Source organism: Pasteurellaceae bacterium RH1A, assembly GCA_012221805.1.
In the GTDB taxonomy this organism is placed as follows: Bacteria; Pseudomonadota; Gammaproteobacteria; order Enterobacterales; family Pasteurellaceae; genus RH1A.
Map to the genome: position 1 here is coordinate 1577875 of CP015195.1, position 21465 is coordinate 1599339.

General features: G+C 48.0%; 21 protein-coding genes, 1 tRNA gene and 1 pseudogene. 5 read left to right on the forward strand and 18 right to left on the reverse strand.

Translation table 11 applies throughout. The annotated features are described in order from the left end of the window. Window positions 1-40 precede the first annotated feature (40 nt). The 10 genes from A4G20_07395 to A4G20_07440 all read right to left on the reverse strand — a co-directional run bounded on the left by A4G20_07395 (window position 41) and on the right by A4G20_07440 (window position 10815). Window positions 41-883 carry an undecaprenyl-diphosphatase gene (locus A4G20_07395; GenBank protein QIW16166.1) on the reverse strand — a complete coding sequence of 281 codons (843 nt, stop codon included), beginning with the start codon at window positions 881-883 and terminating at the stop codon, window positions 41-43. An 11-nt stretch (window positions 884-894) separates the two neighbouring features. Beyond that, window positions 895-1992, reverse strand: coding sequence for a histidinol-phosphate transaminase (locus A4G20_07400; protein ID QIW16167.1), 1098 nt, complete (start codon window positions 1990-1992; stop codon window positions 895-897). Window positions 1993-2144: 152 nt separating this feature from the next. Further along, on the reverse strand, window positions 2145-3224 hold the full coding sequence (locus A4G20_07405; protein ID QIW16168.1) for a phosphoserine transaminase: 1080 nt from the start codon (window positions 3222-3224) through the stop codon (window positions 2145-2147). Between the two features lie 29 nt (window positions 3225-3253). Next, the gene (locus A4G20_07410) at window positions 3254-4390 is read right to left on the reverse strand and encodes a cystathionine gamma-synthase (GenBank protein ID QIW16169.1); all 1137 of its coding nucleotides are present in this window, start codon (window positions 4388-4390) and stop codon (window positions 3254-3256) included. Between the two features lie 168 nt (window positions 4391-4558). Further along, window positions 4559-5371 (reverse strand): 4-hydroxy-tetrahydrodipicolinate reductase, encoded by an 813-nt coding sequence (locus A4G20_07415; protein QIW16170.1) that lies wholly within the window; start codon window positions 5369-5371, stop codon window positions 4559-4561. A 210-nt stretch (window positions 5372-5581) separates the two neighbouring features. Then, entirely contained in the window at window positions 5582-5887 is a 306-nt protein-coding gene (locus A4G20_07420) for a hypothetical protein (protein QIW16171.1), read from the reverse strand. Then, a complete protein-coding gene (locus A4G20_07425; protein QIW16172.1) occupies window positions 5874-6302 on the reverse strand; it encodes a nucleotidyltransferase in 429 nt (142 codons plus the stop codon). Before A4G20_07425 ends, A4G20_07420 begins: the two co-directional genes overlap by 14 nt. A gap of 8 nt (window positions 6303-6310) precedes the next feature. Next, window positions 6311-7003, reverse strand: coding sequence for a tRNA N6-adenosine(37)-N6-threonylcarbamoyltransferase complex dimerization subunit TsaB (locus tag A4G20_07430; protein ID QIW16173.1), 693 nt, complete (start codon window positions 7001-7003; stop codon window positions 6311-6313). A gap of 124 nt (window positions 7004-7127) precedes the next feature. Further along, complete coding sequence (locus tag A4G20_07435) at window positions 7128-8195, reverse strand: 3-deoxy-7-phosphoheptulonate synthase (GenBank protein QIW16174.1); 1068 nt, start codon at window positions 8193-8195, stop codon at window positions 7128-7130. A gap of 178 nt (window positions 8196-8373) precedes the next feature. Then, complete coding sequence (locus A4G20_07440) at window positions 8374-10815, reverse strand: DNA gyrase subunit B (protein QIW16175.1); 2442 nt, start codon at window positions 10813-10815, stop codon at window positions 8374-8376. Window positions 10816-10988: 173 nt separating this feature from the next. On the opposite strand from A4G20_07440, the gene A4G20_07445 reads away from it, so the two are divergent. From A4G20_07445 to A4G20_07455, 3 genes and pseudogenes are all read left to right on the forward strand, one after another. Continuing rightward, complete coding sequence (locus A4G20_07445) at window positions 10989-11348, forward strand: histidine triad nucleotide-binding protein (GenBank protein ID QIW16176.1); 360 nt, start codon at window positions 10989-10991, stop codon at window positions 11346-11348. Then, window positions 11348-11701 (forward strand): hypothetical protein, encoded by a 354-nt coding sequence (locus tag A4G20_07450; protein ID QIW16879.1) that lies wholly within the window; start codon window positions 11348-11350, stop codon window positions 11699-11701. Before A4G20_07445 ends, A4G20_07450 begins: the two co-directional genes overlap by 1 nt. Beyond that, window positions 11698-12440, forward strand: a pseudogene (locus tag A4G20_07455) (hypothetical protein). Before A4G20_07450 ends, A4G20_07455 begins: the two are co-directional and overlap by 4 nt. A gap of 152 nt (window positions 12441-12592) precedes the next feature. Here the strand turns inward: A4G20_07455 and A4G20_07460 are convergent. Then, on the reverse strand, window positions 12593-13414 hold the full coding sequence (locus tag A4G20_07460) for a short-chain dehydrogenase (protein ID QIW16177.1): 822 nt from the start codon (window positions 13412-13414) through the stop codon (window positions 12593-12595). After that, complete coding sequence (locus tag A4G20_07465) at window positions 13414-13983, reverse strand: nitroreductase (GenBank protein ID QIW16178.1); 570 nt, start codon at window positions 13981-13983, stop codon at window positions 13414-13416. The genes A4G20_07460 and A4G20_07465 overlap by 1 nt, the downstream gene beginning before the upstream one ends. A gap of 86 nt (window positions 13984-14069) precedes the next feature. Between A4G20_07465 and A4G20_07470 the strand changes: the two genes are divergently transcribed. After that, entirely contained in the window at window positions 14070-15935 is a 1866-nt protein-coding gene (locus A4G20_07470) for a signal peptide peptidase SppA (protein QIW16179.1), read from the forward strand. A gap of 55 nt (window positions 15936-15990) precedes the next feature. Here A4G20_07470 and A4G20_07475 read toward each other — a convergent pair whose 3' ends face one another. The 4 genes from A4G20_07475 to A4G20_07490 all read right to left on the reverse strand — a co-directional run bounded on the left by A4G20_07475 (window position 15991) and on the right by A4G20_07490 (window position 18853). Continuing rightward, a complete protein-coding gene (locus A4G20_07475) occupies window positions 15991-16266 on the reverse strand; it encodes a hypothetical protein (protein QIW16180.1) in 276 nt (91 codons plus the stop codon). A gap of 5 nt (window positions 16267-16271) precedes the next feature. Then, window positions 16272-16757, reverse strand: coding sequence for an acetyltransferase (locus A4G20_07480; protein QIW16181.1), 486 nt, complete (start codon window positions 16755-16757; stop codon window positions 16272-16274). An 81-nt stretch (window positions 16758-16838) separates the two neighbouring features. Next, window positions 16839-18206 carry an adenylosuccinate lyase gene (locus tag A4G20_07485; protein ID QIW16182.1) on the reverse strand — a complete coding sequence of 456 codons (1368 nt, stop codon included), beginning with the start codon at window positions 18204-18206 and terminating at the stop codon, window positions 16839-16841. Between the two features lie 17 nt (window positions 18207-18223). Then, a complete protein-coding gene (locus A4G20_07490) occupies window positions 18224-18853 on the reverse strand; it encodes a lysogenization regulator HflD (GenBank protein QIW16183.1) in 630 nt (209 codons plus the stop codon). Window positions 18854-19049: 196 nt separating this feature from the next. On the opposite strand from A4G20_07490, the gene A4G20_07495 reads away from it, so the two are divergent. Further along, window positions 19050-19135 (forward strand) — tRNA-Leu (locus A4G20_07495). 305 nt (window positions 19136-19440) lie between these two features. Here the strand turns inward: A4G20_07495 and A4G20_07500 are convergent. Together A4G20_07500 and A4G20_07505 are read right to left on the reverse strand one after the other, a co-directional pair. Next, entirely contained in the window at window positions 19441-20055 is a 615-nt protein-coding gene (locus A4G20_07500; GenBank protein ID QIW16184.1) for a hypothetical protein, read from the reverse strand. A gap of 963 nt (window positions 20056-21018) precedes the next feature. Further along, complete coding sequence (locus A4G20_07505; GenBank protein QIW16185.1) at window positions 21019-21441, reverse strand: hypothetical protein; 423 nt, start codon at window positions 21439-21441, stop codon at window positions 21019-21021. Window positions 21442-21465 lie beyond the last annotated feature (24 nt).

The following is a 21465-nucleotide window of genomic DNA, read 5'->3' on the forward strand; positions in this document are numbered from 1 at the left end:
CCATTTTGCAAAAAAATCGGCAAATTCAACCGCTTGTGGCCTAGCCTTGGAACTGGTAGTTAAACAAGCCCCAGCCTGCCAGTACAATGACGCCTGTAATAATCCGCAAATAAGCGAAGATCATAAAGTTTTTTTTGCTGACCCAGGCCACCATCAGGCGGATACACAAGAGGGCGACGATGAAGGAGACCGCCGTGCCGATAGCCAGAATAATCCAATCTTGGCTGGTTTGCAGGACATCACGCTTGTCTAGCAGATCCAGCAGGGCTGCACCAATAATAACGGGAATGCCCAGGAAGAAGGAAAATTCTGTCGCCGCCTTGCGGGAAACGCCCAGCCAGAGGGCGCCGATAATGGTGGAGCCTGAACGGGAGGTGCCGGGAATGAGGGCTAAACATTGGCAAAGGCCGATGGCCAGGGCGGTTTTGAGGCTGATCTGCTCGGCCTCATGGGCTAGAATGGGGCTAGGGCGTTTTTCTACATAAATAATGAGCAAAGCACCGATAATCAGCATACTGGCCACCACCAGCGGGTGGAAAAGCACGCCAGTGATGAAGTCCTTAAAAATCAGGCCTGCGGCCATCACGGGAATGGTAGCCACAATCAGGGCCAGGCCCAAGCCTCGTGGGTTAGCCATGCCTTCCGCTCGGCCTGTGATCAGGCCCATCAAGGCATTCCAGAGCCGGCCCCAGTAATCATAAATGACAGCCAAAATCGCCCCCAACTGAATAAAGACAATAAAGAGATCTTGCTTTTCCTTGTCCCAGAAGTTCATCAGATCGGCGGTTAAAATCAAATAACCTGTGCTTGAAATGGGTAAAAATTCGGCAATGCCTTCCACAATACCCATAATTACCGCTTTAATCATCAATAAAATATCCATCATCTCCCCTCTTAGGCGGCCAACACCTTGGTGAGGGCGACGAATAAACGATCATTTTCTTCAGGCAGACCAATGCTAATGCGTAAATGATTTGGCATACCGTAACCTGCGATAGGGCGAACGATAACGCCTTCTCGTAAAAGTGCCTCGTAAATCGGGGCGGCTGGGCGGGCAAAGTCGATGGTGATAAAGTTGCCCGTGGAAGGAATGTAATCTAGCCCCTGTGCTTGGCAGAAGACCTCATAGCGGGCCATTTCCGTGCGATTGTTTTGGGCCACCTTTTCCACAAAGGCATCATCATTCAGCACAGCAATGGCTGCGGCCAAGGCCAGGCTGTTGCAGTTAAAGGGCTGGCGGACACGGTTGAGGAGGTCGGCAATCTCAGGATTAGATACGGCATAACCAATCCGCAAACCTGCCAGGCCATAGGCCTTGGATAAGGAGCGGGAAACAATCAAATTCGGGTATTTTTGCAATAATTTGAAGGAATTGACCCGCTTGCTGGCCTCGGTAAATTCAGTGTAGGCCTCATCTAGCACCACCAAAACCCGCTCAGGCACTTGGGCCAGGAAGCGGTCGATTTCGGCTTCACTTAAGAAATTACCTGTTGGGTTGTTGGGGTTGGCTACATAAATGAGCTTGGTTTTGTCGTTGATGGCTGCTAAAAAGGCCTCCAGATCGTGCCCCCAGTCCTTGGCAGGGATTTCCCGAGCCTTAGCACTGATGGCCTTGGTCACCAGCGGATAGACAATAAAGGCATATTGGGAGTAGATGATTTCATCGTCCTGGCCTGCAAAGGTGTGGGCGAAAAGCTCAAGCAAATCGTTGGAGCCATTACCTAGGGTGATTTGGGCAAGGTCAAGGCCGAACTTGCGGGCCAGAGTGGCCTTGAGTTCAAAACCGTTGGCATCAGGGTAGCGGGTTAAATCATCAAGCTGCTTGATAATGGCCTGCTTGGCACTTTCAGGAAAGCCGAAAGGGTTTTCGTTGGAGGCTAATTTGATGATGTTACTGATGCCCAGTTCCCGCTCCAGCTCCTCAATGGGCTTGCCAGCTTGGTAGGGAGAGAGGGTTTGTACGCCTGGGTTGGCGAGGGAGAGGTATTGCATATAAGATCCTTATTTGGGGAACAAGCGGTCAGTTTTTGCAAAAAAGTTGCAAATTCTGGCCGCTTGTAGGACATTATGGTTTAAGGCTTGATAGCGCCAGCCTCCAGGCTGGTGCTGAAAATAGGCACAAGCGAGGGCGCTTGCGCCATCACTTAGAAGTTTTCCTGCTCAAACTTCTGCATAAAGGCAATCAGGGCTTCTACGCCTACCAAAGACATGGCGTTATAAATCGAGGCTCGCATCCCACCCAAGACCTTGTGACCCTTGAGGGCTTGTAGGCCACAAGCGGTTGCCTCGGCCACAAATTTTGCATCCAGCTCTGGGCTGCCGGTAACAAAGGTCACGTTCATGGTCGAGCGGTTTTCCTTGGCCACCACATTGCGGTAGAGCTTGCTGCTGTCGATATAATCATAGAGTTTTTGCGCCTTGGCGGCATTGCGTTTAGCAATTTCAGTCAGGCCGCCGATGGCCAACATATGTTTGAAGACCAGGGAGCAGAGATACCAAGCGAAGGTTGGCGGGGTGTTGATCATGGAGTCTGCATCACGCTGGACGGCATAGTTCCAAATGGATGGCGTTTCCTTGCGGGCATGGCCGATTAGATCATCACGCACGATAACTAAGGTAATGCCTGCCGGGCCAAGGTTTTTCTGGGCGCCTGCGTAAATCACTCCGAACTTGCTGATGTCAAGCTGGCGGGAAAGAATGTTAGACGACATATCCGCCACTAGCACGGCATTGCCCACCTTCGGCAGGTCAAAAATTTCAATGCCGCTGATGGTTTCATTTGGGCAGTAGTGGACGTAGTCGTAGTTTTCAGCAATATCGCTGAAATCCAGGCGGGTCACTCGGCCCTCTTCAACAATATTGATTTCATCAATTTCAGCAAAGTTACGGGCTTCCTTGGCAGCAGTAGCCGACCAGTGGCCGCTGTTCAAATAAAGGGCCTTGCCCTTACCCTTAATACCAAGCAGGTTCATGGGCAGGGCCGCAAACTGCCCTCTTGCCCCGCCCTGTAAAAAGAGGATGTGATAGTTGTCTGGAATAGCGTAGAGCTGGCGCAGGTCTTGCTCGGTTTGCTTAATCAGCTCCATAAAATACTTGCCACGGTGGCTGACTTCCATCACCGATGTGCCTTGGCCTTGCCAGTTGGTCAGCTCGGCTTGAGCCTGGGCCAGCACTTCTGGGTAGATCATGGCTGGGCCGGCACTAAAATTATAGACTTGTGACATGTTGTGTTCCTTTTATTCTAAGTTACGGCCTATTTCATAAGGTCAAGGGCTTGGCGTAGATCTGCCTTGATATCTTCCACATGTTCCAAACCAACCGAAAAACGCAGAAGCGTATTAGTAATCCCACGGGCAATTCGCTCGTGCTCTGGAATATCCATATGGGTTTGGGTGGCTGGATAGGTAATAAAACTTTCCGTCCCACCCAGGCTTTCGGCAAAGGTGATGAGCTTGATGGCCTTGAGGAATTTCGGCACCCATTCTTCCTTTTGCAAGCGGAAGGAGAGCATTCCGCTCTTGCCTGAATAAAGCACACTGTCGATTTCTGGCTGATCTGCCAAGAACTTGGCCAGTTCGGTCGCATTAGACTGGTGGCGTTCCATTCGTAGGGCCAGGGTTTTTAGGCCACGGACGGCCAAGTAGGCATCAAAAGGCGATAAGACCGCCCCTGCCCCGTTTTGGATATAGAAGAGGCGTTCTGTCAAGGTTTGGCCTGCTTCATTTTTAGTTTCCTCCGAATCCTTGGCTACAATTAAGCCTGCCAGAACATCGTTATGGCCTGAAAGATATTTGGTGGCACTGTGGATGACAATATCGGCCCCATGTTCCATCGGGCGGAAAAGGACTGGGGTAAGGAAGGTATTGTCCACGATTAAGATTAGGTTATGCTTTTTGGCAATCTTGGAAATAGCCGCGACATCGCATTCTTCCATCAGCGGATTAGACGGGGTTTCGATAAAAATGGCCTTGGTGTTAGGCGTAATCGCCCCTTCAATGGCGGCCAGGTCTGCCGTATTGACATAAACAGGCTTGATGGTGTGGTTGTTCTTATAGCAGAAGTCAAAGAGGCGGTAGGAGCCGCCATAAACATCGCTAGAAATAATCCACTCATCTGGTGCCTTAAAGAGGGACATCACCAGCTGAATGGCCGCCATTCCCGAAGACATAGCAAAACCTGCATCGCCACCCTCAAGATCGGCAATCCCCTGCTCTAGCACGGCACGGGTTGGGTTTTTGGTGCGGGTGTAATCAAAGCCCGTGGACTCGCCCAGGCCATCACGGCCATAGGCAGTCGATAAAATAATGGGCGTGGCCACTGCACCTGTGCGTGGGTCGGTACGGTTGCCCATTTGGACAAGGGTGGTTTCAATGTTGTTGAATTTGGTCATATATATCCTTTTTTAAATTTTTTATTAGATTAATAACTCATCTAGCTCACTAAAGGCTTCTTCACTTGTGCAGTAATATCCATTTTCCAAATATTCAAGTCCTTGCTTAACTTGTTCTGCAAGATATTGGTCATAGCCTGCTTCTTTTTGCGTAAACATAAGCTCTCCCTAGAGGTTATTCAGATCTAACACATCCGTCATATCAAACAAGCCTGTTTGCTTGCCCTGCAACCAGCTGGCAGCCCGCACGGCACCGTTGGCAAAGGTCATACGGCTGGAGGCCTTGTGGGCAATTTCTACCCGCTCGCCCTCATCGGCAAACCAGACACTGTGTTCACCTACTACATCACCAGCTCGAATAGTGGCAAAGCCGATTTCATCCCGCTTGCGTTCGCCCGTAATGCCATTACGTTCAAACACACCGTGGGTTTTCAGATCTCGACCCAGGGTTTTGGCAATATGCTCACCCATTGAAAGGGCCGTACCAGACGGGGCATCCACCTTATGGCGGTGGTGGGCTTCAATTACTTCAATATCGCAGTAATCCCCCATCACCTTGGCGGCCTTTTCCAAAAGTTTAAAGACCAAGTTTACGCCCACGCTATAGTTAGAAGCAAAAACAATGGCAACCTGCTCCGCCGCCGCTTGAATGGCTGCTTTGCCTGCATCATCAAAGCCGGTTGTGCCAATCACCATTTTTTTCTTGTGAGCCACACAAAAGGCAATATGCTCCAGCGTGCCTTCAGGGCGGGTAAAATCAATCAATAAATCAAAATGATTGGCTTGAGAGGCTAAATCATCTGTCACGATAACACCCAGCGAGCCCACGCTAGCTAATTCGCCTGCATCCGCCCCGACTAGGGATGAACCCTTACGCTCAAAGGCTGCACCCAGTGCAACATTTGGATTATTATGTACCGCTTGAATAAGCTGGCGACCCATTCGCCCGCCTGCACCGACGATGCCGATTTTTAATGTCATATTCTGTCCTTTTTGTTTTGATCTTGTGTTTGGAAATGTGTTCAACCTTACTAGACTCGCTTGCTTTTTGCAACCCCACACGAGCCGTGTGGGGCTACTTATTTGAGCTACTCCGTAGCTCTTTATAGATCTTGCTCAAAAAAGCATACCTTTAGAGCCGTGGAACGGCTCAACTAAGTAACCTAGCACGGCTCGTGCTAGGTTAGAATGTCACTGTAAAACAATATAATCCTGCTCAATATTCCGCTTAAAGCTCTCGGGCAAACTGTCCCAGCGATGGACATCAACCAATATAGGCAAGAGACTGTCCTGCAAACGCACCCTTAACCTAGCCAGCTCCTCTGAGCTGACATCAAAAACGGCCAAATCCAAATCTCGCCCATCATAGGCAGTGCCCTTTACTCGGCTGCCATAAGCCCAAACTTTAGCAAGCGGTATGGTTTCTTGAAAAATTTGCAAAAGCATTTCAAGGTGGTGGGGCTTGAGATAAAGTTGGCTTAAATCACGTCTGGGCATCGAAGACCTCTTGCATTTTCTGGCTTAAGGCCCGCAAATCCTGCAAATAATCTGGCAAGAGTTGTAGGGTTTCATTGGCAAAATCCACACCATAGTCGTGGGCAGTATTATTACGATTGGCTCGATAATTTAACCAACGCCCGACAGCCCCTTCATCTAACAGTTCATACTGGCCTGCATAGCGAAAGAGATCATTAAAAACCAAACGATCAATTTCTTTGGGGCTGCCTACATAAAGTTTGAGGAGCTTTCTCAAAAGCTTGCCCGTGGTTTCAAGGGATAATTCAAAGCTCTTAATCGCCGCGTTGCGAAAGAGATCGTAAAGAATATCATCAGGCTCAACCTGGGCAAGTTTTTCGATGGCTTGCTCAAGTGTATCTGCAGTACGTTGTAGATGTTCGATACTCAGCGACATGTTATCCCCTACTGTTTATGCGGCAACTTCTGCCAAGTCACCTCATTACGTAAGTAAACCGGCTCCACCTCAAAAATAGATTGGGCCTTACCTTGTGCGAAATCCGCCTGGGCAAGGCTTAACATATACTTGGCTGAAGGCAGGGTAATCTCACTTATAGCTGCTCCCAAATTAGCCTCTTCAAATTGGGAATAGGCCGCCCAGCCCGTGCCAACAACTACACAATTTTCAGGCTCTACAAACTGTGCTATTGCCCTTTCAGGCGAACAAACCTGCTCAGCAACAATCTCAACCCAGCCCGCTTCTGTGCGTTCAAACTGGGCAAAATAAACCTCATTCATCCGGGCATCAATCAGGGCAATCACCTTAGTAGCTTGTAGTTCTTGGTAGGCCTGCTCTGCCATGGTTTTAAGGTTAGAAATAGGTAGAACAGGCAAGTTAGCCCCCATAGCCAGGCCCTGGGCGATACCAATCCCTACCCGAACGCCCGTAAAACTGCCCGGGCCACGGCCAAAGGCTAGGGCTTCAACCGCTTGTAGGCTAATTCCCGCTTGGCTGAGGAGTTCATCAATCATGGGTAAAATACGTTGAGTATGGGAACGAGGGCTAAGTTCGTCTAAAAAGGTAAGTTTATTTTGGTGGAGCAAGGCCACGGAACAGGCTTCCGTGGCGGTATCTAGGCATAAGAGGGTGTGAGTCATAGTCGCTGAATAAGAATGAATAATCGCAACATTCTATCGAAAATCAAGGCGAGCAACAAGGCTCGTTGGGCCAATAAAAAACGGTAAGATTTGCAAGAAAACTTGCTCATCTTACCGCTTGCACTTATGCTCGAGATTTACGACGCTGCTCCACCGCCTCTGCCAACTGGAACAGCACTTTTTCGCTGTCTTCCCAGCCGATGCAGGCATCGGTAATGCTTTGGCCGTAAACCAGTTCCTTGCCTTCCACGAGATCTTGACGGCCTTCCACCAAGTGGCTTTCGATCATTACACCTGAAATCAGGTCTGAACCTGCGGCAATTTGTTCACAGACGGAATTACATACATCTAATTGGCGCTTGAATTGTTTTTGGCTGTTGGCATGGCTGAAGTCGATCATCACATGTGGGCGGCGGCCAGATTTTTCGATGTCGGCGCAGACCTGTTTAACGGATTCAGCATCATAGTTGGTCGCCTTGTCGCCACCACGCAAAATAATGTGGCAGTCTGGGTTGCCTGTGGTGGAGACAATAGCAGAATGGCCAAATTTGGTGACTGATAAGAAATGGTGTGGAGCTTCAGCCGCACCGATAGCATCTAGGGCGATTTTTACGCTGCCATTAGTGGCATTTTTAAAGCCAACTGCACAAGAAAGGCCTGAAGCCAGTTCACGATGAACCTGAGATTCAGTGGTGCGGGCGCCAATAGCGCCCCAGCTCATAAAATCGGCCACATATTGTGGGGTGATCATATCCAAAAACTCGCCTGCGGCTGGCACGGTTAAATCGTTAATATCAGAAAGCACCTTGCGACCAATGCGTAAGCCATCATTTAAGGCGAAGGTTTCGTTGAGGTATGGGTCGTTAATCAAGCCCTTCCAGCCCACCGTCGTGCGTGGTTTTTCAAAATAAACCCGCATAACCACTTCAAGGTTTTGGTTGATTTTAGGATTAGCTCGCATTTCCTTAATTTTGTGTGCATATTCAAGGGCGGCCTTAGGATCGTGAATAGAACAAGGGCCGATAACCACCAAGAGGCGATCATCTGCACCGTGTAGAATTTTATGCACGGCCGCACGGGTGCTACGCACGGTTTCAGCAGCAACATCGCTGGCAGGAAAACGCTCTAAAAGGGCCACAGGGGGTAAAAGTTGTTCAATATTTTCAATGCGTAAGTCGTCGTTTTGGTACATAGTGCTTTCCTTCGTTATTCAGACCTCAAGTAAGTGGCTCTAAGGTAGAAGAAAGCCCTACTAAAGTCAATAAAAATTTGTACTATTTTACTAGTACAGTTTTATTTGATTAAAAAACAATCTCCTTATACAAACAAAAAGCGAACCCTCAGGTTCGCTTAAGTCAAAAGAAAAAGGGTTAAACATCCAAATTAGCATTGAGCGCATTGGTTTCGATAAACTCTCGGCGAGGTTCTACTTCGTCTCCCATGAGGGTGGTAAAGAGCTTGTCGGCCACAATAGCATCAGTAATTTTCACCTGTAGCAGCTTACGGGCGGCTGGATCCATGGTGGTGGAGGAAAGCTGTTTGGCGTTCATTTCACCCAATCCTTTATAGCGTTGAATCTCCAGGCCCTTGCGGGATTCTTTAACCAGCCAATCCAAGGCCTCTTCAAAGCTGGCAACCGTTTGTTTATTAGCTCCCCGCATCACATAGGCGGTTGGTTCTAATAAGTCCTTGAGCTGATTACCTAGGGTGGTAATGCGGCCGTATTCGGTGCCTGTCATAAAGTTAAAATCAAGGCGATAGGTGGTGTCTGAACCATGGGTGGTCACAATAATTTCTGGCTCATAAATTTGGCGTTCGGCATTAAAGACGGCCTGGCCACGGTAGAAGCTGTTACCTGCATCCTTATGGTTGAGGGTTTGCAGGAAGGCCTCCGTCCAAGCGGTCATATTTTCCTGATTTTTTGCAAATTCAGGCGAAAGCACAGGCTGATAAATCAGCTCGTTTAAAATAGCTAAAGGATAACGGCGAGACAAGCGTTCAAACAATTTTTGTACATTGCGGTATTCGCCAATCAGGCTTTCCAGAGCCAGGCCGCTCAGGGCTGGTGCAGTGTCGCTCACATAAAGAGCGGCACCGTCTAAGGCCAGAGAGATTTCATATTGGGCCATTTCGTCATTGTCTTGAATATACTGCTCCTGTACCTTGCTGCCACGCTTGGTGCTGACCTTATAAAGCGGCGGTTGGGCAATATAAATATAGCCGTTTTCGATCAGCTCTGGCATTTGACGGTAGAAGAAGGTCAAAAGCAGGGTACGAATATGGGCGCCGTCCACATCCGCATCGGTCATGATGATGATCTTGTGGTAGCGGAGTTTTTCGAGCTTATATTCATCTCGGCCGATGCCTGTACCCAGAGCCCGCACCAAGGTGGCCACCTCTTTGGAAGATAGCATCTTGTCGAAACGGGCCTTTTCTACGTTAAGGATCTTACCCTTGAGCGGCAAAATAGCCTGATTTTTCGGGTTACGGCCGCCCTTGGCAGATCCACCCGCAGAATCCCCCTCCACAAGGAAGAGTTCAGAAAGCTCTGGGTTTTTCTCACGGCAGTCGGTCAATTTGCCTGGCAAGCCGCCTAGGCCTGAAGCACTCTTACGACTCACATCACGAGCCTTGCGGGCAGCTTCCCTAGCACGGGCAGCAGAAATCACTTTATTTACAATGGCTTGGGCATCGTCTGGGTTTTCCAAGAGGTATTCAGACAGGCTCTCATTCATGGAACTTTCCACCGCACCCCGCACCTCAGAAGACACCAATTTGTCCTTGGTTTGGGAGGAGAATTTCGGGTCTGGCACTTTGACAGAAATCACCGCCACCAAGCCCTCACGGGCATCATCGCCTGACGCATCAATATTGGCATCGGCCTTTTTAACCTTACCGCTGTTGTCCATATAGGACTTAAGGGCACGGGTCAGCGCACCACGGAAACCAGCCAAGTGGGTGCCGCCATCACGCTGCGGAATGTTGTTGGTAAAGCAGAAAACCTTTTCATTGTAGGAATCGTTCCATTGCAGAGAGACCTCCACGCCAATCCCGTCTTTTTCGGTGGAAATATAGAAAGGCGTTGGGTGAATTGGGGTCTTGCCCTCGTTGAGAAATTCCACGTAGGCCTTGATCCCGCCCTCGTATTTAAAGTGCTCTTCCTTGCCATCACGTTCATCAACCAGGCGAATAGACACGCCTGAGTTAAGGAAGGAAAGCTCCCGCAGGCGTTTGGATAAAATGGCGTATTCAAATTCAGTATTGTTTTTGAAGATGTCGTAGCTTGGCCAGAAACGCACGGTTGTTCCCGTTTTTTCCGTATCGCCAATAATGGCCAGCGGCGCTTGCGGCTCGCCCAAGGAATAGAATTGCTCATGCACATGGCCTTCACGGCGAATGGTTAGTTGAAGCTTTTCTGACAGGGCATTTACCACCGACACGCCCACGCCGTGCAAGCCGCCTGATACCTTATAGGAATTATCGTCAAACTTCCCGCCTGCGTGCAGGACGGTCATGATCACCTCGGCTGCCGACACGCCCTCTTCAGGGTGAATGCCCACAGGAATCCCACGGCCATCATCTTGGACGGAAACCGAATTATCCGAATGAATGGTAATGACAATGTCCTGACAGTGGCCTGCAAGGGCTTCGTCAATGGCGTTATCCACCACCTCAAAGACCATATGGTGCAAACCCGTGCCATCATCGGTATCGCCAATATACATGCCAGGGCGTTTACGCACCGCATCCAATCCCCGCAAGACCTTGATACTCGATGAATCATAACTATTTGTTTGATTTTGTTCAGACATTGTTATTCCTATTACTTAGCTAACATGGCCACAGAGGCCGAAAAATTGGGACAAGTATAGCAGAAAATCGCCCCCTTAGCTATTTGATAAGCAGGGAAAATCGCAGATAAGCCTTTGCAAAATGGCTGAAAAAAGGGGAAAATTAGGTTGCTTTTTTTCAATAAGGACAAATCATGATAACCGACTACCAAGAAACCATTTTCAGTAAGATTATCCGTAAGGAAATCCCAGCCAGCATTGTCTATCAGGACGAACTGGTCACCGCCTTTCGTGACATTGCCCCCCAGGCCAAAACCCATATTCTCATCATTCCCAATAAATTTATTCCAACCGTCAATCATGTGGAAGCGGAAGACGAGCAAGCCCTGGGCCGCCTCTTTACCGTGGCCCGCAAACTGGCTGCGGAAGAAGGCATTGCTGAAGATGGCTACCGCCTGATTATGAACTGCAACAAGCACGGCGGGCAAGAAGTGTTCCACATCCACCTCCACCTTTTAGGCGGCGAGCCGCTGGGCAAGATGGTCTGCAAATGATGTCGAAAGTCAGTCTTTTTGCAGGTTTTGCCCTGTTTTTAACCGCTTGTTCCAGCAACCCAGCCAGCTATTTGCCCGCAGGCTCTAAGCCGCTTGTTAATGTGGAGGCTGACCTTGCCCCTCAGCTTGAGGTCAAGGCCTGCCCTGAAAAATTGGCCGTGACCAACATTTCTAATCAGGCTCTGGCCTTGAGCTATAAGCTCTTTTGGTATGATTTGGACGGTGTGACTCAAGGCCATTCAAGCCCTTGGCAGTCTCTTTGGCTAGAAGCCCAGCAAACCCAGTCCCTGGCCCTCGACAAGCCCACGGCCGAAAGCGCCAAATACCGCTTTTACGCCCGCAGCCCCAAATGAGTTTATTAGCCTGGTTGGAAACTGCCTCTCAACAAGCGGTCCTTTCTGTGAAAAAACTCACAGGCCTGACCGCTTGTAGCCACCTCATCACCCTGGAAAAGGGCGAGCGATTTGTCCTGCGTAGCCAAAGCCCACGGGCCACCCGCCTAGGCATAAACTATCAGCAAGAAGCCGCCATTTTAGAATTCATCGCCCCCTTGGGCTTTGCCCCCAAGGTCTTGTTTAGCAACCACACGGGCGAGCTGCTCCATTGGCAGGAAGGACAAGTGCCAAGCGCCTTTAGCCTGCCCTTACTTAGCCAACTGGCTACACACTTGGCCAAGTTACACACACAAGCGGTCGAAAACCTGCCTAATCTTGCAAAATTGGATCTGGCTGAACGTTGCCGTTTCCTTTGGCACAACCTGCCGCCTGATCTTCAAGCACAAAAACCCTGCCCAAGACTGGCTCCCATCACACCCTTCGCCCAAGCCCTCTGCCACCATGATTTACACTTGGGTAATTTGATTGAGCATGAAGGCAAGCTCTTTATTATTGACTGGGAATACGCCGCCCTGTCCGACCCTGTACTTGATGTTGCCATGTTTATGGAAGCTAACCCACTTAGCCCCAAGAACAGGCGCATTTTCTAAAGCAGTATTTTGAAAGAACAGGGTTTGACCGCATCGCCTTTCATCAAAAAATGAGTGAATACAAGGCACCGATTAAGTGCTTGAGTGATTTGTGGTATTTGCTCTAATCTCCCCCCTCCGCCTTCGGCACCTCCCCCGCAAGCGGGTGGAGGGAAATATATTACAAATAAGCAAAATATCTATCTTTCGCTCCCCCTGCTTGCGGGGGGAGCTGCCGAAGGCTGAGGGGGGGACTTATCAATCACTTTATTTGATTGCTCTACCCACCCGACTTTCGGCAAATAAAATCAAACACCCTTGTCGGCAAAATCCGTTTTAAGATCCAAAAGAGCTTGGTTGGAAAAGTCACTTGATAGCGAGCCTTGGGCCTGCGGGCATTGAGGGCCTGAAGGCAGGCTTGGGCCACGGCTTGGGCGGGCAGGGCAAAGGGGTTGTCGTTTTTAGCACGGCTTAAACGTTGTATCTGCTTTTGGTAAAAGGCCTTTTGGTGGACTTGCTCAACATCAATATATTGATGGAGCTTGGCCAAGGAATTAGCCCGAAACTGGCTGACAATGGGGCCTGGTTCAATCAGGCTGATGTAAATATTAGAGCCTGCCAGCTCGCAACGCAGGGTATCGGCCATGCCCTCCACGGCATATTTGGTCGCATTATAGGCGCCTCGGAAGTGCATGGCGGCAAAGCCCAAAATGCTGCTGGTCACCAAAATACGGCCATGCCCCTGCTGGCGAAAGATTTTCAGGGCCTGGTTCATAATCTCCCACACACCAAAAACGTTGGTTTCAAAAATCTCCCGCAGGGCTTCACGGGGAATGTCTTCAACGCAACCTGGCTGGCCATTGCCGGCATTGCAAAAAACCGCGTCTAACCCACCGCTTGCGGCAATCTGCTCAAAGGCTTGGTTAATCTGGGCTGAATCATTTACATCCAACAGCAAGGCCTTAAAGCCGGCCTGCTCTAGGCGGGCCTTATCTTCAAGCTTGCGACAAGAGGCCCAAACCTGCCAGCCCTGCGCCTTGAGCAATTCTGCCGTGGCCAAGCCAATGCCTGTGGAGCAGCCCGTGATTAAGATGGTTTTCATCAGCGGATAACACTCACATAATCTTCAGGGTTTTCACTGCGGGCAGATTTTTTCGGCTCATCGTGTACTTCAGGCGGGGAACCGATCATAATCAGACCGATGACCTTATCGCCCTCCTCACAGCCAAAGGCTTGACGCAGGGCTGCGCCATCCACCCAACGCTTGCTGATCCAAACCGTATCAAAACCCTGAGCATTGGCAGCCAGCTGCATGGCATAGGTGGCACACCCTGCCGTAACCATCTGCTCCCAGGCCGGCACTTTGGGCGAGTTATGATCAATTTTAGCCACCACACCAATCACCATAGGTGCTTGTTTGCAGAGCTTGGCCGCTTTTTGCTGGGCGTGTTCATCTAAGCCAAATTCTGCAACAGCTGCACTTAAATACTGGTGCAACTGGCCCATGCCGCTTTTTTCGATAACCACAAAATGATAGGGCTTCATCCGCCCGTGATCCGGCGCACGCAGGGCGGCTTTTAGGATATTATTTAACTGCTCGGCATTGGGCGCTAGGTCGCCAAACTTCTTGCTGGAACGGCGGTGGTGCAATAGGTGTAAAATATCGCTCATTTTTTCTTCCTCACTGGTTTAAGGTGTAAAAGCATAGCATATTTTGCTAGAATTCCCGCTAATTTTTGCCAGATTAAGGAAGTGCCATGCTAGAAGCCCTAAAAGTCCTGTGTAAGATCCTGCGTTGTATCCGAGAAGGGGTAATGAGCCTCTTTTTTATTCTCTTTGTGATGTTCTGCTTTTCCCTGGCCAGCCTGTTTGGTTCAGACGAGGGCGGAGCCTCCAAGCGTCCTGCAGGCTTTAGCCAAGGGGCCTTATTGCTGAATTTAGACGGCTATTTGGCCGATAATCACGATGAATTTGGCGATTTTCGCCGCCTTTTGAAGTCCGAACTGGGCGATGATGAGCCTGCTAAAATCTCCACCTTTGATGTTGTGCAGGCTCTGGCTCAAGCCAAATATGATGATCAAATCACGGGCCTGGTGCTGGATCTCAGCCGCTTTAAGGGCGGAGACTTGGCCTCACTGACCTTTCTTGGCAAGGAAATTCAAGATTTCAAGAAGGCCAACAAGCCCGTGATTGCCATCGGTGAGGCCTACAGCCAGGCCCAGTATTACCTGGCCAGCTTTGCCGATCAAATCCTGCTCAATCCAGCAGGTTTTGTCGAACTGGAAGGCCTCAACTACTCCACCCTCTACTTCAAAAGTTTGCTGGATAAGATTGAGGCCGTGCCGCATATCTTTCGGGTCGGCACCTACAAGTCAGCCGTTGAACCTTTTATTCGGGACGATATGTCGGCCGAAGCCCGTAAAAACACCAGCCTCTGGGTCAATCAGCTCTGGGCCAATATGAAGGAACAAATTGCTCAAAACCGCCAGCTCAAGCCTGAAGACCTTGTGCCAGCCCCAGCCCGCTACCTTGAACTCTTCAAGGCAGCCCAGGGCGATACGGCCCAATATGCCCTCAAGCAAGGCTTGGTCAGCCGCCTGGCTGGCTACCAGGCCATGCGCCAAAGCCTGATTGAGCAATTCGGCGAAGATGACGAGGGCGAATTTAAGCACATTGATTTCAATGACTACAGCAGCCAGCTCTCCGATCGCTTTAAGGTGCGGGCACCGCATAAAATTGCCATTATCAACGTGGAAGGAGCTATTATTTGGGGCGAAAGTGATGAAGGCAGTGCAGGCAGCGACACGGTAATCAGCCTGCTGCGTCAGGCCCGTGAAGACGAAACCGTGAGAGGGGTTATTTTACGCATCAACAGCCCAGGCGGCAGTGCCATGGCTTCTGAACTCATTCGCCAAGAAGTTGATGAACTCCAAGCCGCAGGCAAGCCCGTGGTAGCCTCTATGGGTGGAACGGCAGCCTCGGGCGGCTATTGGATTGCGGCCACCAGCGATAAGATCATCGCCAGCCCCAACACTATTACAGGCTCTATCGGCATTTTCGGCCTGATGGTGACCTTTGAGAAAACCGCCAAAAACCTGGGCATTCACCAAGATGGCGTGGCCACCTCGCCTCTGGCTGGCACGAGCGTACTGAAAAGCCTCAACAAGGAACAGGGCCAGATTATTCAGGTTAGCATTGAAGAAGGTTATGACCGCTTCTTGAACCTGGTCAGCCGTGGGCGGAACATGAGCAAGGCCGAGGTGGACAAGGTGGCCCAAGGCCAGGTTTGGACAGGCCAACAGGCCTTTGAACTGGGCTTGGTGGACAAACTAGGCGATTTTGATCTGGCCTATCAAGAACTGAAAGACCTCATCAACCAAGCACGCAAAACCCAGGGCCAGCCTGACATTGAACAGTTCCGTCCACAATGGTTTGTGGAACAAGACGACTCGCTTTTTGGTGGCCTGATGCGGGGCTTAAAACCAAGTATCCAGCTAAGTTTGGCCAACTTGCTTGATCTACCTCTTGCCCAAGCGCTAGATAAGCAGACACAAACACTCAAACAATTTAATGATCCAAAACAGACCTATCTGTATTGTCTAAATTGCGGAAGAATGGAATAATCAAGCTACAAGCGGTTCAGAATTTGCAAAAACTTGCAGGTTTTGAGCCGCTTGCTTATTCCCCTGCCAAATGCCAAAGCCGCTCAAGCAACAATCCCCAACCAAGCGCCGAAATCACCACCGCTGCCATAAAATAGCCGTGCTTGGTTTTGTGGCGTACATATTTCATGGCCAAGTAGGTGCCGATAAAACCGCCTGCCAAGCACCAGGTCAGCAGGGCATTTTCTGAAATCCGCCACTGGTTGGCTCTCGCACGTTTTTTATCCAGGGCCACCAGAGAAAAACTGATGAGATTAACGAGAAGGAAATAGCTGAGGATCCAATAAAGCATATATTTTACGAAAAGTTAAGGGTAAGTATCTCGCCAGGTAAACCATCAAAATCCTTAAATTCTTTATGTTGAAAGCCTAACTTTTCAAGAATTTTACGAGAAGCAAGATTTTTCGGATCAATAATCGCAAATAATCCATTTAATTCTGCTTTTTGCTTGGCAAGGTTCAACAGCTGATTGGCTACTTGGCTCCCGATTCCCTGCCTCCAATATAGTGGCAAAAGCATATAGCCTAGTTCAGCCTCGAGGCTATTTTTATTCAGTAAACACAGCTTCGCCAAACCCATAAATTTACCTGAATGTTCGATAATTTTGAAATGGCCTAAATCCGAATGAAGGGAATTCTCTGATAGGAGCTGAGCAAAGTCAGCCCTCGCTTCAGCTTCAGACAAAGCCCGCTCTGTAATCATTGCCATCACATCAATATTACTTACTAATTTGAAATAATCGTCAAAATCAGTGTCAGTAAATTTTTCCAAAGTAAACTGCATATTCTTCCCTTAAATTACATAAAACAAGCGGCCCAGCCCTTGCAGATTTTTGCAAAGGCTGAACCGCTTGCAGGTTAAGGCTTAGAGTTTTTCAACCAACTCCACCGCATAGCCAATATAGCTAGCTGGGGTCATTTCCTTGAGGCGGGCTTTTTCCGCTTCAGGCAGAGCCAGGCCATCAATAAAGGCACGCATGGCTGGGCCGTCCACCCGTTTGCCACGTGTGAGTTCTTTGAGTTTTTCATAAGGCTTTTCAATCCCGTAGCGGCGCATAACCGTTTGGATTGGCTCAGCTAGCACTTCCCAGTTCTGATCCAACTCATCCAATAAGTGCTGCTCGTTCACTTCTAGCTTGCTTACGCCTTTCAGGGTGGAAGCATAGGCAATCAGGGCATAACCCAAGCCCACGCCAAGGTTACGCAAGACAGTGGAGTCAGTTAAATCACGCTGCCAGCGGGAGATTGGCAATTTTTGGCCTAAATGAGCCATCACTGCATTGGCCAGGCCTAGGTTGCCCTCGGAGTTTTCAAAGTCGATTGGATTAACCTTGTGCGGCATGGTGCTGGAGCCGATTTCGCCGGCAATGGTGCGTTGCTTGAAGTGGTTGAGGGCAATATAGCCCCACATATCACGGTCGAAGTCGATGATGATGGTATTGAAACGAGCTACGCAATCGAAGAATTCAGCGATGTAGTCGTGCGGTTCAATTTGGGTGGTATAAGGGTTCCAGTTCACCCCCAAAGAGGTCACAAATTCCTGGCTAAAGCTGTGCCAATCGATTTCAGGATAGGCTGATAAATGGGCGTTATAGTTGCCCACTGCCCCGTTGATTTTGCCTAGGATTTCCAGGTTCTCTAGCTGCTTATATTGGCGTTGCAGGCGGTAAACCACGTTGGCCATTTCCTTACCAATAGTGGTTGGGCTGGCTGGCTGGCCGTGGGTGCGGGAAAGAAGGGGGATGTGCTGGTAGCGTTTGGCCAGTTCGGCCACGGCATCAATCAGTTTTTTCCACTCAGGTAAAAGTACCGCTTCACGGGCGGTTTTGAGCATCAGGGCGTGGGAGAGGTTGTTGATGTCCTCAGAAGTACAGGCAAAATGGATGAATTCGCTGACCGCTTGCAGCTCTGGCAGGGCTTCACTCTTCTCTTTCAGGAAATATTCCACCGCCTTCACATCGTGGTTGGTGGTGCGTTCAATGGTTTTAATCCGCTCGGCATCTTCCAAGGAGAAATTGGCCACAAGAGAGTTGAGGTAATCGTTTGCTTTTTCAGATAAAGCAGAAACTTCGCCAATTTGTGGGTGAGAGGCCAATTTTTGTAGCCAACGCACTTCCACCTCAACACGGAATTTTAGTAGGCCAAATTCACTGAAAATCGGACGAAGGGCGGAAGCCTTATCTTGGTAGCGGCCGTCAATCGGCGATAAGGCGGTTAAAGCATTGAGTTGCATGTAAAATTCTCCAAGGATTAGATAGATTGGTAAAAAGATTGGGCCTGGGCCAGGATTTTCTTGCGGGCCAGAAAGAACTGCCAGCGGCTGCCGCCGACCTGTTGCCATAAGATGCCTGCCCGAATGCCGGCCAAGAGAGCAGCACGAATGCGGTTTTGAATATCGACCCGAGAAAGGGTATCTCTGGCTCCAAAGACCTGAATTTGGCTGCCCAGCGGGCTGATGATGTCAGAATAAATGGAAGCGATGTTAGAAATCATCTGCTCGCTTAAAATATCGTTTTCATAAAGGGGCAATTGGCGTTCAATTTGGGCCAGGCGTTGCACCAGTTCAGCCTTGGCTTCTGGGTTCTTATCCAGCTTACGGCTAAGGGCCAGGAGGCTAATCCAGTAACGCCCAATTTCGGTGTCCAACTTACCCGAGCCGCCACCAAACTGTGCCAGCATGGTTTCAAGCCCCTGTTTGAGATTGGCAAGATTGTCGCCATAAACCGCTAGGCTGGAATCGGGCTGGGTGACAAGAAGGCTTTCTAGGAGGGTGCGAAAGGCATCACGGTCGCCCGTGCCCTTGTGGGCAAACTGCTGAACTAAACTCGCCGACTGGCAGACACCTGCCAAAGCAATAGAAATATCGTAATAATTGGCCATTTTGGGTTAAATCAGAAAAAATTGGGGCAAATCATAGCATTTTTTCCCTCTTTTTTGAATGCATGATTAAGCAAGCGGTTAAATTTTTGTGAAATTTTGCAAAAATGCCCAAAATTAAGGCACTCAATGCAGTTTTGGCAAATTTTGCTTGCGAGCCTGGGTTTAAGCCCCTATAATTCTCCTCGTTTTCTACGTTGCCTGGGTGGCGAAATCGGTAGACGCAGCGGATTCAAAATCCGCCGCCCATAAAGCGTGTCGGTTCGAGTCCGACCCTAGGCACCAACTAGAAAACACGAAAGAGAGCCTTTAAGAAGCTTAAAACTTCTTAAAGGCTTTTTTGTTATTTAGGCATACGATCGTTAATCATGAATGCGAAACCCTTGGTTACATTGAGCATGATGTAGAAATGTTAAGGGATTCAGTGAATTTGCTGTAGGAGGAAAAAGGATGGGGAGCTAAAAGCTCCCCGTTGTTAGCCGTTGCCTAACTTGCCAATCTTTCTCATTATAAGCTGGCCTGGCAGCCTTACGGATCTCTGCTATGTTTAACGACCGAGGAGACATTTACCCTGTCGATAGAGAATATGATTATTTATTTTCTATTTCGTCCTTGGGAAAATAAGTAATAACTGATTTATCTTGTAAATGAATAGATTGTATGCCAACCACATTATTTCCTCTAGGGAAATTCTTCATAAATTTCAAATTAAGTAAAGATTGCGGTATAAATACATTATCTGCATCAATTAATGTTAATGCAATAATTTCTTTCTTCGTTCGTAATGCTTTATCAAATGACAAGTTTAAATATATAGTTCCTTCAGATAAGCTAATGTCTTTTTGAAGGAGAAACTCAATAGAGTTCAATGCAGATAACTTTTGAAATGTTGTACCATCTTTCTTAATAAAAACCTTATCAAAATTTATTTGCTTCCTTAAGGCCAAATTAAAAAACTCTGCTGCTCCATCTTCATATTTAACGCCACAAAGATGCATAAAGTTAGTACGATTAAAGACAATAGAAACTTCTTCGTTCCTAGTCTTATAAATCACTTCTTTGTTGAGAAAATGAATATTGAAGAATGATGCGGCATTTTCAATAGCTTTTAAGTTATATTCAAATTTTTTTGACTCATTAAAGTCTAATCTTTTATATCCATCAAATTTATTAGCCATACTATTTTCTTTTACACTATAAAGCATTAAGCCCACATAAAGTGGGCTCAAATTGTTGGTTTATTCTGGTGTCTGCCACCGCTAGGCCTTTACATCCTAGATCAATATCAGAGTTTTCTGGTGCCTGCCACCGCTAGGCCTTTACATCCTAGATTAATTTCAGATTGACGATGAGCCAACAACTCATTGCGTTATTAAGGCTACGCTACCTTTTTACTTATACTATGATCTTATGACTTAAAAGTCAATAAAGATCATAATATTTTAAAGCCAGTAATGACACATTCATTATACACCGTTAAACAGCGAAAACTGACCCTGAACTTAGCTTAACACAAATACTAATAAATGCAATCGCAAATGTTGAGAAGTTCTGTGAATTTGCTTTTTAAGAGTGTGGCTTAAATATCGCCCTAACCAATCTAGCTTGGTTAGGGCTCAGCTACAATCGAAAATACCGATTGTAGGGCAGGACGCTATTGCTATGCTCTGGACAAACTCCATTAATCTGAAGTAGCGGGGTGCGACTCTATGGTAGAGTCCCTGTATCCACCCTGTAGGATTATTGTAAGGATATTATATTTTTATTCAAGCCCTATATGTCATTTTTTACTCTCTCAAAGCGTATTCTATCAAGAAATGAAACCACTCCACTATTTTTAGAAGCTGATCACATTTTTACACATGAGGCCTGAAGTTTTCTATGTTCAGGCTTTACAAACTTGAAAAAGTGTGTAGGATCGTTGTTGTCGATTATATGTTCGACAGAATATTCTTGGATGTATTGGCTAGGTACACCTAGAGTTGGAGGCGTTTTGGTCTATTTAGGAAAATATACCCCTGCACATTTGATTCAAAATCCGCCGCCCATAAAGCGTGTCGGTTCGAGTCCGACCCTAAGGCACCAACTAGAAAACTCAAAAGAGAGCCTTTAAGAAGCTTAAAACTTCTTAAAGGCTTTTTTGTGCTTATAAAGCAGACCACCACCTCTTACACATAGTCCAATTCATAATATTCCCCATAACTTTCATCCAAGACTTCTTGTAATTTTAGAGCAAAAGAATTTGGGGTTAATATATTTAATTCATCTAGGTCAAGGCTTGGGAAGATAGAAAAATGAGCCTTATGTTCATTTAAGAAAGGCACCAGCTCATAAAAGAATTCTCCAATTTCAAAGGTAACAGGTGTCGTATCTGACCATTCATTGGTTTGATATAATTGGGCAAATTCTATCTCCGGAAAAAGAGGAAAGAGAATACGGCCATCTTTATCAATATACTGCACAAATTTCCCATCTTTATTAGACTGCAAGGCCCATATTTCTCCGCTGTCGCAAAATCTGTTTATGGTAAAATCTATGCGTTTTTGAGGCTCTGCCTTAAGCAGGCCTTCCGTTCGTTTTTGTAAATTCATTCTAGTTCTCCGTTTTTATCTTAT

What these genes read in the sequence shown, in the direction of transcription:
- A4G20_07475 (QIW16180.1), bottom strand. Translation starts at nt 16,266, where the DNA reads ATGCTTTATTGGATCCTCAGCTATTTCCTTCTCGTTAATCTCATCAGT.
- A4G20_07410 (QIW16169.1), bottom strand. Translation starts at nt 4,390, where the DNA reads ATGACCAAATTCAACAACATTGAAACCACCCTTGTCCAAATGGGCAAC.
- A4G20_07500 (QIW16184.1), bottom strand. Translation starts at nt 20,055, where the DNA reads ATGCTTTATAGTGTAAAAGAAAATAGTATGGCTAATAAATTTGATGGA.
- A4G20_07400 (QIW16167.1), bottom strand. Translation starts at nt 1,992, where the DNA reads ATGCAATACCTCTCCCTCGCCAACCCAGGCGTACAAACCCTCTCTCCC.
- A4G20_07435 (QIW16174.1), bottom strand. Translation starts at nt 8,195, where the DNA reads ATGTACCAAAACGACGACTTACGCATTGAAAATATTGAACAACTTTTA.
- A4G20_07465 (QIW16178.1), bottom strand. Translation starts at nt 13,983, where the DNA reads ATGAGCGATATTTTACACCTATTGCACCACCGCCGTTCCAGCAAGAAG.
- A4G20_07395 (QIW16166.1), bottom strand. Translation starts at nt 883, where the DNA reads ATGGATATTTTATTGATGATTAAAGCGGTAATTATGGGTATTGTGGAA.
- A4G20_07415 (QIW16170.1), bottom strand. Translation starts at nt 5,371, where the DNA reads ATGACATTAAAAATCGGCATCGTCGGTGCAGGCGGGCGAATGGGTCGC.
- A4G20_07420 (QIW16171.1), bottom strand. Translation starts at nt 5,887, where the DNA reads ATGCCCAGACGTGATTTAAGCCAACTTTATCTCAAGCCCCACCACCTT.
- A4G20_07470 (QIW16179.1), top strand. Translation starts at nt 14,070, where the DNA reads ATGCTAGAAGCCCTAAAAGTCCTGTGTAAGATCCTGCGTTGTATCCGA.
- A4G20_07430 (QIW16173.1), bottom strand. Translation starts at nt 7,003, where the DNA reads ATGACTCACACCCTCTTATGCCTAGATACCGCCACGGAAGCCTGTTCC.
- A4G20_07405 (QIW16168.1), bottom strand. Translation starts at nt 3,224, where the DNA reads ATGTCACAAGTCTATAATTTTAGTGCCGGCCCAGCCATGATCTACCCA.
- A4G20_07485 (QIW16182.1), bottom strand. Translation starts at nt 18,206, where the DNA reads ATGCAACTCAATGCTTTAACCGCCTTATCGCCGATTGACGGCCGCTAC.
- A4G20_07460 (QIW16177.1), bottom strand. Translation starts at nt 13,414, where the DNA reads ATGAAAACCATCTTAATCACGGGCTGCTCCACAGGCATTGGCTTGGCC.
- A4G20_07490 (QIW16183.1), bottom strand. Translation starts at nt 18,853, where the DNA reads ATGGCCAATTATTACGATATTTCTATTGCTTTGGCAGGTGTCTGCCAG.
- A4G20_07425 (QIW16172.1), bottom strand. Translation starts at nt 6,302, where the DNA reads ATGTCGCTGAGTATCGAACATCTACAACGTACTGCAGATACACTTGAG.
- A4G20_07440 (QIW16175.1), bottom strand. Translation starts at nt 10,815, where the DNA reads ATGTCTGAACAAAATCAAACAAATAGTTATGATTCATCGAGTATCAAG.
- A4G20_07445 (QIW16176.1), top strand. Translation starts at nt 10,989, where the DNA reads ATGATAACCGACTACCAAGAAACCATTTTCAGTAAGATTATCCGTAAG.
- A4G20_07480 (QIW16181.1), bottom strand. Translation starts at nt 16,757, where the DNA reads ATGCAGTTTACTTTGGAAAAATTTACTGACACTGATTTTGACGATTAT.
- A4G20_07505 (QIW16185.1), bottom strand. Translation starts at nt 21,441, where the DNA reads ATGAATTTACAAAAACGAACGGAAGGCCTGCTTAAGGCAGAGCCTCAA.
- A4G20_07450 (QIW16879.1), top strand. Translation starts at nt 11,348, where the DNA reads ATGTCGAAAGTCAGTCTTTTTGCAGGTTTTGCCCTGTTTTTAACCGCT.